Source organism: Micromonospora sp. R311 (genome assembly GCF_056780015.1).
In genome coordinates this window covers 150,479-164,821 of the sequence record NZ_JBSWCE010000015.1, presented here as the reverse complement: position 1 = coordinate 164,821, position 14,343 = coordinate 150,479, and the positions used below count along the sequence as shown (strand labels likewise).

Sequence of the window (14,343 nt, the reverse complement as noted above, 5' to 3'; positions counted from 1 at the left end):
CCAGAACCTAGGCAGGACAACGGCGTGCCCCATAAACGACGCGCCCGACCACCCACAGACACGTCACAAGATCCATATTTATGCCTCTGCGGTATCACGCTCCCCGCACCTACCGGCGCCGGGAGCTGCGGCGAACCTGGCCGCGGCTACGGCGTCGTGGCAGCTGTCACGATCAGCACGGCTCGGGTCCGACACGGCGCTGCCCCGACCCGCTGGAGCGGGGCCGGGGCAGCGCGCGTTCGGCGTACGTCAGCTGCAGCCGCTGGTGGAGCCGCAGCCCTCGCAGACGTAGCAGCTACCGGCCGGGCGCATCTTCGTACCGCAGGTGAAGCAGAGCGGCGCGTCGGCGGCCTTGCCGATCACGGCCTCCAGCAGTTCGGTGCTGGAACCCACCGACGGCGCCGGCTTGGCGGCGGCGACCTCGGCGGTCTCCTTGGCCGGCTGGGCGACCGGGCCGGTCTTCGGCTCCTCCGGCCTGGTCTCGACCGGGGCGGAGGCGGCCATCGCGGCGAGGTCCGCGCCGCTACTCTCCGCCTCCGCCTCGGCCCGCAGCTGGGCGGCCCGCTCCTTGGCGGTGAAGATGCCCAACTCCGCGCGCCGCTCGTACGGCAGGAAGTCCAGCGCCAGCCGACGGAAGATGTAGTCCATCACCGAGGCGGCCATCCGCACGTCCGGGTCGTCGGTCATGCCGGCCGGCTCGAAGCGCATGTTGGTGAACTTGCTGACGTACGTCTCCAGCGGCACGCCGTACTGAAGACCGATGGAGATGGCCACCGAGAAGGCGTCCATCACGCCGGCGAGGGTCGAGCCCTGCTTCGACATCTTGAGGAAGACCTCGCCGAGGCCGTCGTCCGGGTAGGACGACGCGGTGAGGTAGCCCTCGGCGCCGCCGACGGAGAAGCTGACCGTCTGGGACGGGCGCTTCTTCGGCAGCCGCTTGCGCACCGGGCGGTACTCGACGACCTTCTCGACCACCTTCTCCACCGCGGCGGGAGCCTCGGTGGTCGCGGCCGCCTTGTTCGGCTTGGCCGCCGACAGCGGCTGGCCGACCTTGCAGTTGTCGCGGTAGATCGCCAGCGCCTTGAGGCCGAGCTTCCAGCCCTCGAAGTAGATCTTCTCGACGTCCTCGACGGTGGCCTGCTCCGGCATGTTGACCGTCTTGGAGATCGCGCCGGAGATGAACGGCTGGACCGCCGCCATCATCCGCACGTGCCCCATCGGGGCGATGGACCGCTCGCCCATGGCGCAGTCGAAGACCGGGTAGTGCTCCGGCTTCAGGCCCGGGGCGTCCACCACGTGGCCGTGGTCGGCGATGTGCTCGACGATCGCCTCGACCTGCTCCTCGGGGTAGCCGAGGCTGCGCAGGGCGCGCGGCACCGTCTGGTTGACGATCTGCATCGAGCCGCCGCCGACCAGCTTCTTGAACTTGACCAGCGCCAGGTCCGGCTCCACGCCGGTGGTGTCGCAGTCCATCATCAGGCCGATGGTGCCGGTCGGCGCGAGCACGCTGGCCTGCGAGTTCCGCCAGCCGTTCTTCTCACCGACCTTGTTGCCCAGCGTCCACTGCCTGGTGGCCTCGCGCTGGATCGCGGTGGCCACGGTGCCGGCCGGCTTGATCTCGTCGTTGGCGGCGGCGTGCTTGCGCATCACCCGCTTGTGCGGCTCGGCGTTACGGGCGTAGCCGTCGTACGGGCCGACGATGCCGGCCAGCTCCGCCGAGCGGCGGTAGGCGGTGCCGGTCATCAGCGAGGTGATCGCCGCGGCGACGGAGCGGCCCTGGTCCGAGTCGTACGGCAGGCCGGAGGCCATCAGCAGCGCGCCGAGGTTGGCGTAGCCGATGCCGAGCTGCCGGTAGGCGCGGGTGGTCTCGCCGATCTTCTCGGTCGGGAAGTCGGCGAAGCAGATCGAGATGTCCATCGCGGTGATGACCAGCTCGACCGACTTGACGAACTTCTCCACCTCGAAGTTCCCGTCCGCCCGGAGGAACTTCATCAGGTTGAGGGAGGCCAGGTTGCACGAGGAGTTGTCCAGGTGCAGGTACTCCGAGCACGGGTTCGACGCGGTGATCCGCCCGGTCTCCGGGCAGGTGTGCCAGTCGTTGATGGTGTCGTCGTACTGCAGGCCGGGGTCGGCGCACTCCCAGGCGGCCTGGGAGATGGTGCGGAACAGCTTCTTGGCGTCGATGGTCTCGATCACCGCGCCGTCGAGCCGGCCGCGCAGGTCGAAGCCGCCGCCGTTCTCCACCGCGGCCATGAACTCGTCGGAGACCCGGACCGAGTTGTTGGCGTTCTGGTACTGCACGCTGACGATGTCGGCGCCGCCGAGGTCCATGTCGAACCCGGCGTCGCGCAGCGCGCGGATCTTGTCCTCCTCGCGCGCCTTGGTGACCACGAACTCCTCGATGTCGGGGTGGTCCACGTCGAGGATGACCATCTTGGCCGCGCGCCGGGTGGCGCCGCCGGACTTGATGGTGCCGGCGGAGGCGTCCGCGCCGCGCATGAAGCTGACCGGGCCGGAGGCGGTGCCGCCGGAGGAGAGCAGCTCCTTGGAGGAGCGGATCCGGGAGAGGTTCACCCCGGAGCCGGAGCCGCCCTTGAAGATCAGCCCCTCCTCCTTGTACCAGTCGAGGATCGAGTCCATCGAGTCGTCGACGGCGAGGATGAAGCAGGCGCTGACCTGCTGCGGCGACGGCGTGCCGACGTTGAACCAGACCGGCGAGTTGAAGCTGAACACCTGGTGCAGCAGCATCCAGGTCAGCTCGTGGGCGAACACCTCGGCGTCGGCCGGGCTGGCGAAGTAGCCGTACTCCTCACCGGCGGTGCGGTAGGTGGTGACCACCCGGTCGATCAGCTGCTTGAGCGACCACTCGCGCTCCGGGGTCCCCACCGCGCCCCGGAAGTACTTGGTGGTCACGATGTTGGCCGCGTTGACGCTCCAGCTCTCCGGGAACTCCACCCCGCGCTGCTCGAAGTTGATCGAGCCGTCCCGCCAGTTCGTCATGACGACGTCCCGGCGCTCCCAGGTGACCTCGTCGTACGGGTGGACCCCCTCCGTCGTCCAGACCCGCTCGACCTTCAGTCCGGCGCCCGCCTTGCTTCGTGAACGGCTCGTTGTCACGCCGTCGCCCCCCTCGTCTGCGCGGTCACCCACCGCGCGTCCAATCTCTTTGAAAACTGTGCAGAATCAGCTGGTGCGGCCGGCGGCCTCGACCGCGTCGGCCCCGCCGCTCTCCCGGGCGCGCGCCGCGGCCCGCAACGTCTCGATCTCGCGCTCGAAGTCGGCGAGCGAGTCGAAGGACCGGTAGACGCTGGCGAACCGGAGGTAGGCGATCTCGTCCAGGTCCCGCAGCGGGCCCAGGATGGCCAGCCCCACCTCGTGGCTGGGGATCTCGGCGGCCCCCTTGGCCCGGACGGTCTCCTCGACCCGCTGCGCCAGCAGCGCGAGCGAGTCGTCGTCGACCGGCCGGCCCTGGCACGCCTTGCGCACCCCGCCGATGATCTTCGTGCGGCTGAACGGCTCGGTCACCCCGCTGCGCTTGACGACCGCGAGGACCGCCTCCTCCACCGTGGTGAACCGCTTGCCGCACTCCGGGCAGGACCGCCGCCGGCGGATCAACTGACCGTCGTCGGCCTCCCGCGAGTCGACCACCCGGGAGTCGGCGTGCCGGCAGTACGGACAGCGCATCGCCCGACCTCCTTCGTCGATCGCGGGTCGCCGGCGCACTCCGGGCACGCCGGACCACGGCGGAGCCATCGTCCGATGGCCGTCGCCGGGTCGACGGTACGGGAGTGCGGTCGGTAGTCGAACCCAACCTATAGGCAACTTACGCCCGTGTGACTACTACATCTAGGGGTCGACCGTATGCCGCCGACGAACGGAGGTCAAGTTGGGCGGCGTGTCCGGCGCGTCACCGGCAAACCGCGCCGAACCACCCTCCCGAGGCCCACCGGAAGCCCAACCGACCGGAACCGGCGGCGGTTACCGCCCGGCCGGACGGTACCGACCGACGATCCGGCAGGATCGAACACCCGTTCGACCCGACGTACCATTTACCAGAACGGGCGTACGAGCATCCGGCTTTTCGGCGCCGACACGCCGAGGCGAGGTCGTACAGATGTTTGAAAATGACCGATCTCACCTATACGGTCAGGAACAACCGGTCGCGGCATCCGCCGTACCGGCCGGCACAGGAACACCGCACGCACCACGAGCCGCCAAGGCACCCAGCGCCGACCAGGGAGGACGGACGTGACCGAGGACCGGGCCAGCCGGCCCAAGAGCCCGCAACAGATCACCGAGGCGGGCCCGCCGGCCACCCGACGCCGGGCCGCCACGCGCGCCCGGGCCGCCGGGCAGCCCGCCGTGCGCCCGGTCACCCCGGTGGTCAGCGCATTCCCCGACCCGACGACGGTCGACCTGACCGCCCGCCAGCGCCGCATCCTGGAGTTCATCCGCACCTGGGTGGACCGGCACGGCTACCCGCCCAGCGTGCGCGAGATCGGCGAGGCGGTCGGCCTGGTCTCCCCGTCCAGCGTCGCCTACCAGCTCAAGGAGCTGGAGAAGAAGGGCTTCCTGCGCCGCGACCCGAACCGTCCGCGCGCGGTGGACGTCCGGGCCCCCGGCGACGCGGTCGACGACGAGCTGACCCGCTCGCAGCGCCCCACCCCGGCGTACGTGCCGATGCTGGGCCGGATCGCCGCCGGTGGGCCGATCCTGGCCGAGCAGGCGGTGGAGGACGTCTTCCCGCTCCCCCGCGAGCTGGTGGGTGAGGGCGAGGTCTTCATGCTCCAGGTCAAGGGCGACTCGATGCTCGACGCGGCGATCTGCGACGGCGACTGGGTGGTCGTACGGCAGCAGCCGAACGCCGAATCCGGTGACATCGTCGCGGCCATGCTCGACGGCGAGGCGACCGTCAAGACCTACCGGCGGCGCGACGGCCACGTCTGGCTGATGCCGCAGAACCCGGCCTTCGACCCGATCCCGGGCGACGACGCGACCATCATGGGCCGGGTCGTCGCGGTGCTCCGCCGGATCTGACCCGTGTCCCTCCGGGTGGCCGCCGACCGGCGGTCACCCCGGGAGCGGGTGTCAGTACCGGTCGCCCCGGTAGCTCCGGCCGGGCGGCTGGCCGTACGACCCACGGCCGTCGTCGAAGCCGCCGTCCCGGCGACGCCCCGCCCGCGGCCCCCGGGGATCCGGGTCCGGCCCGCCACGGCGCGGCGGCTCGGCCCGGCCGCCGCCGCCGCCGTACACGCCGCCACCGGCCGGCCGGCCACCGTTGGGACGACCACCGCCGTAGACGCCGCCACCATCGGCCGGACGCCCACCGCCGTAGACGCCACCGCCACCGCCACCGGCCGGGCGGCCAGCGCCACCGGCCGGCCGGCCGCCGCCGTAGACGCCGCCACCGGCCGGCGCACCGCCCCGGCCACCGCCGTAGACCCCGCCACCGGCCGCTCCCCCGTAACCGCCGCCGCGGGGGGCGTCGGGCTCGGGGAAACCGTCGTCCGGCCGGACCCGCCGGTCATCGAGGAGGTCGTCGTCGGAGTCCCGGCCGTCCGCGTCACCACCGGTCTGTCCAACGCGCCGCCGGGCCCGGAGGATGCCGACGATGCCCGCACCGACCAAGAGCGCGCCGACCGCGCCCACCGCCGCGATGAGGTAGGTGATGTCCTGCAGCGAGAGCCCGTCGAACCAGGACTGCCCGGCCGCCTTCTGGCCGGCGCCCCCCTCGTCGGACACCGGCTTCGCGCCCTCGGTGGAGGGCGTGTAGCTGAGGATCTCGACCGGCTCCCCCTCCTCCATCTGCCCGCCGTCGGAGACGGTGAGGAAGGTCTTGCCGTCCGGGGTGTAGGCGATCGCCTCGCCGAACGGGTCGGCCAGAGCGGTCACCTTGGGCGTGCCCTTGGTCAGCGCGGCAAGCACGTCACCGTTCTGCACGTCGTACTCGAAGGCGTCGGCGTACGTGCGCAGCACCACCCGGGTGCCATCCGGCGACCGGGCGGCGCCAGTGATCGCGACCCGACCGAAGACGCTCATCCGGTTGTCGGTGTCGGTCTTCGGCAGGGCGATCTCGCCGACCTTCTCCATCGGCACCGCCTCGGGGTCGCCGTTCTTCTTGAACGCCGCCGTCGGACGGAAGATCTGCGCCTTGCCGGTGGGCACCTTCGTGATGATCAACGGTATGCCGTCGTCCCCGATCAGCAGCGCCTCGGCGTCGTGCGGCTTCTTCTCCGGGTAGGTGAGCCGGTGCAGCACCGGCTGCTTGGCACCGCTCACCGGCATGGTCCAGACCGCCACCCGGTCGCGGCGCTCCTCAGCGGTGACGTTGTTGCCGATGTCGGCGATCCAGAGCGTCTTGGCGTCCGGCGAGAGCGCCAGGTCCTCCGTGTCGGCCGGGCCGCCGCCCGAGTAGCTGACAGCCTTGGTGACCGTGCACTTGCTGTTGAGGAAGAACACCCGTTTGCGGCTGTCGACGTCGGTGCCGTCGTTGATCACGACATAGCCGCTCCCGGTGGCCACCAGGCCGGACAGCTCACGCAGTCGCTCGTCGGCGATGGTGCACCGCTTCTTGCCCGGGGCGGCGGCCGGCAGCGAGGCGGCGGCGGGCGCCGCCAGGGCGACTCCGCCGGACGCCACGGTAACCCCGAGCAGACCGAGGGCAACCATGATCGACGAGACAGCGCGGCGCATGGGGCCAAGTGTCGCATGCCCCACGTTTCCGCCGGGTGACGCCGGGACGCCTCACCGGGCGCCGGCGACCACCTGGTCCTCCGCCGCCCGGAACGGCGCCAGCTCGGCGGCGAGGCTCTCGCCCACCCTGACGTGCAGCAACGTGCCCTCCGGCAGGTGCGCGGTGCTGAGCACCTCACCCTGCCGGTGCACCCGGGCGACCAGGTCGCCCCGGTCGTACGGGAGCACCGCCCGGACCTCCAGCGCGGGGCGGGGCAGTCGTGCCTCGACCGCCTCGCGCAACCCGTCGATGCCGCGCCCGTTGTGCGCGGATACGAAGATCGCCTCCGGCCAGAGCCGCTTCAACCGCAGCAGCGTCTCCTCGTCGGTCGCGTCGGTCTTGTTGACCACCAGCAGCTCCGGCAGCCGGTCGGCGCCCACCTCGGCGAGCACCTCGCGGACCGCCCGGACCTGCTCCTCCGGATCCGGGTGGGTGCCGTCGACCACGTGCACCACCAGATCGGCGTCGGCGACCTCCTCCAGCGTCGAGCGGAACGCCTCGACGATCTGGTGCGGCAGGTGCCGGACGAAACCCACGGTGTCGGAGAAGGTGTAGAGCCGCCCGTCGGCGGCGGTGGCCCGGCGGGTGGTCGGGTCGAGGGTGGCGAAGAGCGCGTTCTCAACCAGCACGCCCGCCCCGGTCAGCCGGTTGAGCAGGCTCGACTTGCCGGCGTTGGTGTAGCCGGCGATGGCCACCGCGGGAACCGCGTTGCGCGCCCGGCGGGCCCGCTTGGTCTGGCGTACCGTCTTCATGCCCTTGATCTCCCGGCGCAGCCGGGCGATCCGGTGCCGGATCCGCCGCCGGTCGGTCTCGAGCTTGGTCTCACCCGGACCGCGCAGACCCACGCCGCCGCCGGCCCCGCCGCCGCGGCCGCTACCACCGGTCTGCCGGGACAGCGTCTCGCCCCAACCCCGCAGGCGGGGCAGCAGGTATTCCAGCTGGGCCAGCTCGACCTGAGCCTTACCTTCCTTGCTCTTGGCGTGCTGGGCGAAGATGTCGAGGATCAGCGCCGTCCGGTCGACCACCTTGACCTTGGTGCGCTGCTCCAGGTTGCGCAGCTGGGACGGGGACAGCTCACCGTCGCAGATCACGGTGTCGGCGCCGCTGGCGAGGACCACCGAGCCGAGGTCGTCGACCTTGCCGCGACCGATGTAGGTGGCCGGGTCGGGCCGGTTGCGCCGCTGGATCAGCCCCTCGAGCACCTGCGAGCCGGCGGTCTCGGCCAGCGCGGCCAGCTCGGCGAGGGAGTTCTCGGCGTCACTCTGCGTACCCTCGGTCCAGACGCCGACCAGGACGACCCGCTCCAGCCGGAGCTGGCGGTATTCGACCTCGGTGATGTCGGTGAGCTCGGTGGAGAGCCCGGGGACCCGCCGCAGCGCCTGCCGCTCCGACAGCTCGAACTCACCGGTGGTGGCATCGAGCTCGTCGTCGTCGAGGGGAACGTAGGTCTCCTGGTCTCGCAAACTGATCTCCTGTCCGTTCTGTCAGGTACCGAGCAATCCTGACATGTGCCAACGCCGAACGCACCTGCTATATGCCCGCGGTCCGTACCCGTCGGTAGTGGGGCCGGATGCCGGCCGACCTGCGCGGGCGAGTAGAAATGCGGGGCGACAACCGTTCAGTGCTGACGGAGGGACACCCGTGGCCATCACCCGACTTCCGAGTGCGGGGTTCTCGATCACGATCCGGATCGCCGTGCCGGCCGACGCCTCGTCGATCGGCCGGTTGACCACCTCCGTCGGGGAGGCCGGGGCCATCGTCACCGCACTGGACGTCGTCGACTCCGACCCGACCCACGTGATCGTCGACCTCACCTGTGACACCGCCGACGCCAGCCACGCCGACCAGGTGGTCGAGGCGCTGACCGCGCTCGACGGCGTGGACGTGCGCAAGGTGTCCGACCGCACCTTCCTGCTGCACCTCGGCGGCAAGATCGAGGTGAGCTCGAAGGTCGCGCTGCGGACCCGCGACGAGCTGTCCCGGGCGTACACGCCGGGGGTGGCCCGGGTCTGCATGGCGATCGCGGAGAACCCGGCCGACGCCCGCCGGCTGACCATCAAGCGGAACACCGTGGCCGTGGTCAGCGACGGCTCCGCGGTGCTGGGCCTGGGCAACCTCGGCCCGGCCGCGTCGCTGCCGGTGATGGAGGGCAAGGCCGCGCTCTTCAAGCGCTTCGGCGGGGTGGACGCCTGGCCGGTGGTGCTGGACACCCAGGACACCGACGAGATCGTGCAGATCGTCAAGGCCATCGCGCCGGCGTACGGCGGGATCAACCTGGAGGACATCGCCGCGCCGCGCTGCTTCGAGATCGAGGCCCGGCTGCGCGAGGCGCTGGACATCCCGGTCTTCCACGACGACCAGCACGGCACCGCGATCTGCGTGCTGGCCGCGCTGACCAACGCGCTGCGGGTGGTGGGCAAGCAGCTCTCGGACGTCCGGGTGGTGGTCTCCGGGGCCGGCGCGGCGGGCACCGCGATCATGAAGCTGCTGCTGCGCCAGGGCGTGGGCGACATCATCGCGTACGACCGGCAGGGCGCCCTGCACCGCGGCCTGACCGGGCTCAACCCGGCCTGGCAGTGGCTGGCCGAGCACACCAACAAGGAGAACTACGCCGGGGACCTCCCCGGGGCGATCCGTGGCGCGGACGTCTTCATCGGGGTGAGCGCGCCCAACCTGCTCACCGGCGAGGACATCGCCGCCATGGCCAAGGACGCGATCGTCTTCGCGCTGGCCAACCCGGACCCGGAGGTGGACCCCCGGGAGGCGCGCAAGCACGCCGCCGTGGTCGCCACCGGCCGCTCCGACCAGCCGAACCAGATCAACAACGTGCTCGCCTTCCCCGGCGTCTTCCGCGGCATGCTCGACGCGCACGCCGAGGAGTTCACCGAGGAGATGGCGCTCGCCGCCGCCCAGGCGATCGCCGACGTGGTCGGCGAGGACAAGATCAACCCGACGGTGATCGTGCCGAGCGTCTTCGACTCGCGGGTCGCCCCGGCGGTGGCCGCGGCCGTCCGCGCCGCCGCGCAGAATCCGGCGCCCGCCCCGGCCGCCGACCCCGGCCCCGCCGACCTCCCCGAGATCGCCGCCGAAGCCTCCGCCACCCCCTGACCGCCGCAGGGGTCCGCCGACGCGCGGGCGCCGGCCTTCGCCCCGCTCGGCCCGGCCGGGCCGCCGACCGCGAACCGCTGCCGCGCCGGTCAGGAGTACCAGGTCGGATCCTTTGCTCTGCGTCAACCCACGCAATACCGCGACGTCCGGTAATCGGACAGGGCGGTACTGCGTCCGTTGAAGCAGAGCAAAGGGCGTGGTGGGGACATCCCTCTGGCCGGGGCGGAGCGGCGGGCCGCCCCGGCGACCCGGCCGTTCGTCAGGCGGACCCGGTCAGGGCCGTGGGAGCGATCTCGCCGGTGGCGACGAGGACGGCCGGGCCGGCGAGCCAGCAGGAGTCCTCGGTGACGGTGACCGAGACGCGACCGCCGGGGACGTCCACCGCCACCACGCCGGTGTCCCGGCCGGCGTCGCGCAGGGCCACCGCGGCCACCGCGCAGGCGCCGGTGCCGCAGGAGAGCGTTTCGGCGGAACCGCGCTCGTACACCCGCATCAGCACGTGCCCGTCGGCGCCGTCGACCGGGTCGCCGGGGGCGGTGAACTCCACGTTCACGCCGTCGGGGAAGGCCGCCGGGTCGACCTCGGGCGCCCGGGTAAGGTCCAGCCCGGCCAGGTCCAGCCCGGCCGGCAGCGCGCACACCAGGTGCGGGTTGCCCACGTCCACCGAGGTGCCGGGCAGGGTCAGCCCACCCAGCGTGGCGGCCGACCCGTCGTACAGCCGGGGGCGGCGCATCTCGACGGCGATGGTGTCCCCGCTCACCCGGGCCCGCACGACGCCGGCCCGGGTGGCCACCGGCAGCGTCCCGCCGTCGGTCTGGTCGGCCAGCCCGGCGGCGACCAGGAACCGGACGAACACCCGTGCCCCGTTGCCGCACATCTCGGCGAACGACCCGTCGGCGTTCCAGTAGTCCATGAACCACTCGGCGTCGCCGGCCTGGCCGGCGGCCTCGGGGTGCTTGGCGGAGCGGACCACCCGCAGCACGCCGTCGGCGCCGAGCCCGCGCCGGCGGTCGCAGAGCGCGGCGACCAGCCCCGGTGTCAGCTCCAGCCGCCCGTCCGGGTCGGGCAGGATCACGAAGTCGTTGCCGGTGCCGTGCCCCTTGGTGAACTCCACGCCCCCATCATCGCGCAACGGCCGGGACCAGCCGCAGGGCCTCGGCGACCAGGTCCGGCGCGGCCGCGTCCAGCCAGTGGATCCGCGGGTCGCGACGGAACCAGGAGCGCTGCCGGCGGACGAAGCGCCGGGTGGCCCGGATCGTCTCGTCGTGCGCCTCGGTCTCGGTCAGCTCACCGGCCAGGAAGCGCAGCACCTGCTGGTAACCGAGCGCCCGGCTGGCCGTCCGCCCCTCGGGCAGGCCACGGCCGACCAGCCCCCGGGTCTCGGCGACCAGGCCGTCCGCCCACATCCGGTCCACCCGCCGGGCGATCCGCTCGTCCAGCAGCGCGGTGTCCAGGTCGACGCCGAGCTGCACGGACGGGTAGTACGGGGTCGGTTCGGGCAGCGCGGCGGTGAACGACGCCCCGGTCAGCTCGATGACCTCCAGCGCCCGGACGATCCGCCGGCCGTTGCCGGGCAGGATGCCCGCCGCCGCGGCCGGGTCCGTGGCGCGCAGCCGCGCGTACAGCGGGGCGGGGCCGACCTCGGCCAGCTCACGCTCCAGCCGCTCCCGCACCGCCGGGTCGGTGCCGGGGAACTCGAACCGCTCCAGCACCGCCCGGACGTAGAGCCCGGAGCCGCCGACCAGCAGCGGCACCCGGCCCCGGGCCAGGATGTCGTCGACCGCCGTCCGGGCCAGCCGCTGGTACTCGGCGACACTGGCCGGCTCGGTGACCTCCCAGATGTCCAGCAGGTGGTGCGGCACACCCTCGCGTTCGGCGGGGGTGAGCTTGGCGGTGCCGATGTCCATGCCCCGGTAGAGCTGCATCGAGTCGGCGTTGACCACCTCGCCGTCCAGGGCGTGGGCGAGCGCGATACTCAGCGCCGACTTGCCGGCGGCGGTCGGCCCGACCACGGCGACCACGGTCCCGACCGGCGGCCGCCCACCGTCGGTCGAGGCGGTCACGGCCGCTCCCAGGTGGCGACGAGGTAGGCCACGCCGTAGGGGGCGGCGTCGTAGCGCAGCTCGCCGCGCCACGCGCCGCCCGTGGCGCGGGCCGCACCGGCGAGCACCTGCCAGGACGCCCGCCCGGCGACCTTCAGCTCCGCCGACAATCCGGGGTCCAGGCCGAGCAGGGCATCGGCGTCCGCGCCGGCCAGCGCCCGGGCCACCCCCTCGTCGTACGGTTCGGCGCGCGGGTCGTGGTAGCCGGGCGACTTCTCCCCCCGGCAGGCCGACCCGTCCCCCATCACCAGCAGCGCGGTCCGCTGCTCGGCCCGACGGGCGAGCCGCGACCCGAGGTCGGCGCAGTCGTCGGCGGCGGCGTCGGTGGCGACCGCCTCGGCGAGCCGGGGCAGCTCGGTACCCGTCCGGCCGACCAGCCACGCGCCCACGGTCAGGCTCAACGGCAGCCGCTCCCCGCCGGCACAGTTGGTCTTCCAGAGCCGGACGTGGCGATCGACGCCGTAGGCGCGCAGGGAGCCGTAGTCGGCGGCGCCGAAGTGGGCCGTCTCAGGTCCGCCGCCGACCAGCACGATCTGTTCCGGCTCGGCGGCGAGCAGCCGGGCCACGGCGGCGTCGCAGGCGGCCCGGAGGTCGTCCAGCTCACCGGCGGCGGCGCCGGCCACCTCGGGCAGGAGCAGGGGCGGATGCGGGCAGACGGCGGCGGCGACCAGTGGCACGGGTCCACGGTAGCGGGACGCGTCGGTGCGTCTCCGCGCCGATCCGGTCATTCGACGGCTAGGACACCGTATGGTCACGGTCGGCGATAGGCGCTCGACGCGGACGGGGGCGGACCTGTGACAATGCCGGGAGAAACTTTGCTGCGCCGTGGCGGCGATCGAGGGGCTGCTCCCCGACGCCGGGAGAACGAGGATGGGCACATGAGCGACTGGACTGCCTTCGGACGGGTGGACGCGGACGGCACCGTGTACGTCAAGACCGCCGAGGGTGAGCGGGTGGTCGGTTCCTGGCAGGCGGGAGCACCGGAGGAGGGGCTGGCCCACTTCGCCCGGCGCTTCGCCGACCTGGTGACGGAGGTGGACCTCACCGAGGCCCGGCTCAACTCGGGCGCGGCGGACGCCGGCCACTCGCTGACCACGATCCGCCGGCTGCGCGCCTCGCTTCCCGAGGCGCACGTGGTCGGTGACATCGACGCGCTCGCCGCGCGGCTCGACAAGCTCGCCGTCGTCGCCGAGGAGAAGGCCGGGGAGGCCCGGGCGGCCCGCGACGCCGCCCGCAGCGAGGCGCTCGCCCGCAAGACGGCCCTGGTCGAGGAGGCGGAGAAGATCGCCGCCGAGTCGACCGGCTGGAAGACCGCCGGGGACCGGCTCAAGGAGATCCTCGACGAGTGGAAGAGCATCCGCGGCGTCGACAAGAAGACCGACGGCGAGCTGTGGAAGCGGTTCGCCGCGGCCCGCGACGGCTTCACCCGCCGGCGCGGCGCCCACTTCGCCTCCCTGGACGCCCAGCGCAAGCAGGCGCAGACGGTCAAGGAGGAACTGGTCACCGAGGCCGAGAAGCTGAAGGACTCCACCGACTGGGCGGCCACCGCCAACCAGCTCAAGGAGCTGATGAACCAGTGGAAGGCCGCGCCGCGCGCCTCGAAGGAGGCCGAGCAGCGGCTCTGGGACCGGTTCCGGGCGGCGCAGGACGAGTTCTTCACCCGGCGCAGCGAGGTCTTCTCGGCGCGGGACAACGAGCAGCGGGCCAACCTGGAGCGCAAGCAGGCCCTGCTGGCCGAGGCCGAGGCGCTGGACGTCGAGGGCGACCCGAAGGGCGCCCAGGCCAAGCTGCGGGAGATCCAGGCGCAGTGGCACGAGGCCGGCCGGGTTCCCCGGGAGGCGGCCGCCGGGCTGGAGCGCCGGCTGCGCGCGATCGACGAGAAGGTCCGCGAGGTGATGGACTCGGCGTGGCGGCGGACCACCAAGGAGGACAACCCGCTGCTGGCCCAGATGCGGTCGCAGGTCGCCGAGGCCGAGGAGCGGCTGGCCCGCGCCCAGGCCGCCGGCGACGCCAAGCGGATCCGCGAGGCCGAGCAGGCGCTGGCCTCGAAGCGGCAGTTCCTCCAGCTCGCCGAGCAGTCCGGCTGACCTGATCCACCCGGAAGCCCCCGGTCCCCCAACGGGACCGGGGGCTTCCGCGCATCCACCGGCGGGCGGGCCCCGGAGCGGCGGGCGTTGACGCATCGAGGTGGGCTGATCAGAATGGGCGGCGGAGCCAGGACCGGCACCGGCGCGAGGGCGCCGACGGCACGCACTGCCGTCGGGGGACGCCGGTGGTCCCGCGAGTGGCGGCATCCCGCGTGGCACGTCCCGTCGCGCGCTGTCCGCGTACTCCTGGAAGCGGGCGTGCCTGGTTCCGGTCCGCGCCGCCGGTGGCGGCGGCGGACCCTCCGGAATGGAG

At 72.8% G+C, this 14,343-nt stretch carries 10 protein-coding genes; 3 read left to right on the top strand and 7 right to left on the bottom strand.

Annotated elements, in window-relative coordinates; translation table 11 throughout:
- Positions 1–249 precede the first annotated feature (249 nt).
- Both AC1WTP_RS15285 and nrdR read right to left on the bottom strand, forming a co-directional pair.
- Entirely contained in the window at positions 250–3,150 is a 2,901-nt protein-coding gene (locus AC1WTP_RS15285; RefSeq protein ID WP_481649913.1) for a vitamin B12-dependent ribonucleotide reductase, read from the bottom strand.
- A 33-nt stretch (positions 3,151–3,183) separates the two neighbouring features.
- Entirely contained in the window at positions 3,184–3,684 is a 501-nt protein-coding gene (gene nrdR, locus AC1WTP_RS15280; RefSeq protein WP_447135494.1) for a transcriptional regulator NrdR, read from the bottom strand.
- Positions 3,685–4,248: 564 nt separating this feature from the next.
- Here nrdR and lexA point away from each other — a divergent pair.
- On the top strand, positions 4,249–5,037 hold the full coding sequence (gene lexA, locus AC1WTP_RS15275) for a transcriptional repressor LexA (protein WP_481649912.1): 789 nt from the start codon (positions 4,249–4,251) through the stop codon (positions 5,035–5,037).
- Positions 5,038–5,088: 51 nt separating this feature from the next.
- On the opposite strand, the gene AC1WTP_RS15270 is transcribed toward lexA, so the two are convergent.
- A complete protein-coding gene (locus AC1WTP_RS15270) occupies positions 5,089–6,693 on the bottom strand; it encodes a hypothetical protein (protein ID WP_481649911.1) in 1,605 nt (534 codons plus the stop codon).
- Between the two features lie 51 nt (positions 6,694–6,744).
- Positions 6,745–8,196 carry a GTPase HflX gene (gene hflX, locus AC1WTP_RS15265; protein WP_481649910.1) on the bottom strand — a complete coding sequence of 484 codons (1,452 nt, stop codon included), beginning with the start codon at positions 8,194–8,196 and terminating at the stop codon, positions 6,745–6,747.
- A 178-nt stretch (positions 8,197–8,374) separates the two neighbouring features.
- On the opposite strand from hflX, the gene AC1WTP_RS15260 reads away from it, so the two are divergent.
- Positions 8,375–9,841, top strand: coding sequence for an NAD-dependent malic enzyme (locus tag AC1WTP_RS15260; protein ID WP_481649909.1), 1,467 nt, complete (start codon positions 8,375–8,377; stop codon positions 9,839–9,841).
- A 259-nt stretch (positions 9,842–10,100) separates the two neighbouring features.
- Here the strand turns inward: AC1WTP_RS15260 and dapF are convergent, their stop codons facing one another.
- Genes dapF through AC1WTP_RS15245 form a run of 3 tightly spaced genes read right to left on the bottom strand, consistent with a single transcriptional unit; the run spans position 10,101 to position 12,671 of the window.
- Positions 10,101–10,955: a diaminopimelate epimerase gene (gene dapF, locus AC1WTP_RS15255; RefSeq protein ID WP_481649908.1), complete on the bottom strand. Its 855-nt coding sequence runs from the start codon at positions 10,953–10,955 to the stop codon at positions 10,101–10,103.
- Between the two features lie 7 nt (positions 10,956–10,962).
- Positions 10,963–11,904, bottom strand: a complete 942-nt coding sequence (miaA, locus tag AC1WTP_RS15250) for a tRNA (adenosine(37)-N6)-dimethylallyltransferase MiaA (protein ID WP_481649907.1) — start codon at positions 11,902–11,904, stop codon at positions 10,963–10,965.
- Complete coding sequence (locus AC1WTP_RS15245; protein ID WP_481649906.1) at positions 11,901–12,671, bottom strand: class III extradiol ring-cleavage dioxygenase family protein; 771 nt, start codon at positions 12,669–12,671, stop codon at positions 11,901–11,903. The genes miaA and AC1WTP_RS15245 overlap by 4 nt, the downstream gene beginning before the upstream one ends.
- A gap of 150 nt (positions 12,672–12,821) precedes the next feature.
- Here AC1WTP_RS15245 and AC1WTP_RS15240 point away from each other — a divergent pair, with 150 nt between their 5' ends.
- Positions 12,822–14,030: a DUF349 domain-containing protein gene (locus tag AC1WTP_RS15240; RefSeq protein WP_481649905.1), complete on the top strand. Its 1,209-nt coding sequence runs from the start codon at positions 12,822–12,824 to the stop codon at positions 14,028–14,030.
- Positions 14,031–14,343 lie beyond the last annotated feature (313 nt).

What these genes read in the sequence shown, in the direction of transcription:
- nrdR (WP_447135494.1), bottom strand. Translation starts at nt 3,684, where the DNA reads ATGCGCTGTCCGTACTGCCGGCACGCCGACTCCCGGGTGGTCGACTCG.
- AC1WTP_RS15240 (WP_481649905.1), top strand. Translation starts at nt 12,822, where the DNA reads ATGAGCGACTGGACTGCCTTCGGACGGGTGGACGCGGACGGCACCGTG.
- AC1WTP_RS15245 (WP_481649906.1), bottom strand. Translation starts at nt 12,671, where the DNA reads ATGACCGGATCGGCGCGGAGACGCACCGACGCGTCCCGCTACCGTGGA.
- AC1WTP_RS15270 (WP_481649911.1), bottom strand. Translation starts at nt 6,693, where the DNA reads ATGCGCCGCGCTGTCTCGTCGATCATGGTTGCCCTCGGTCTGCTCGGG.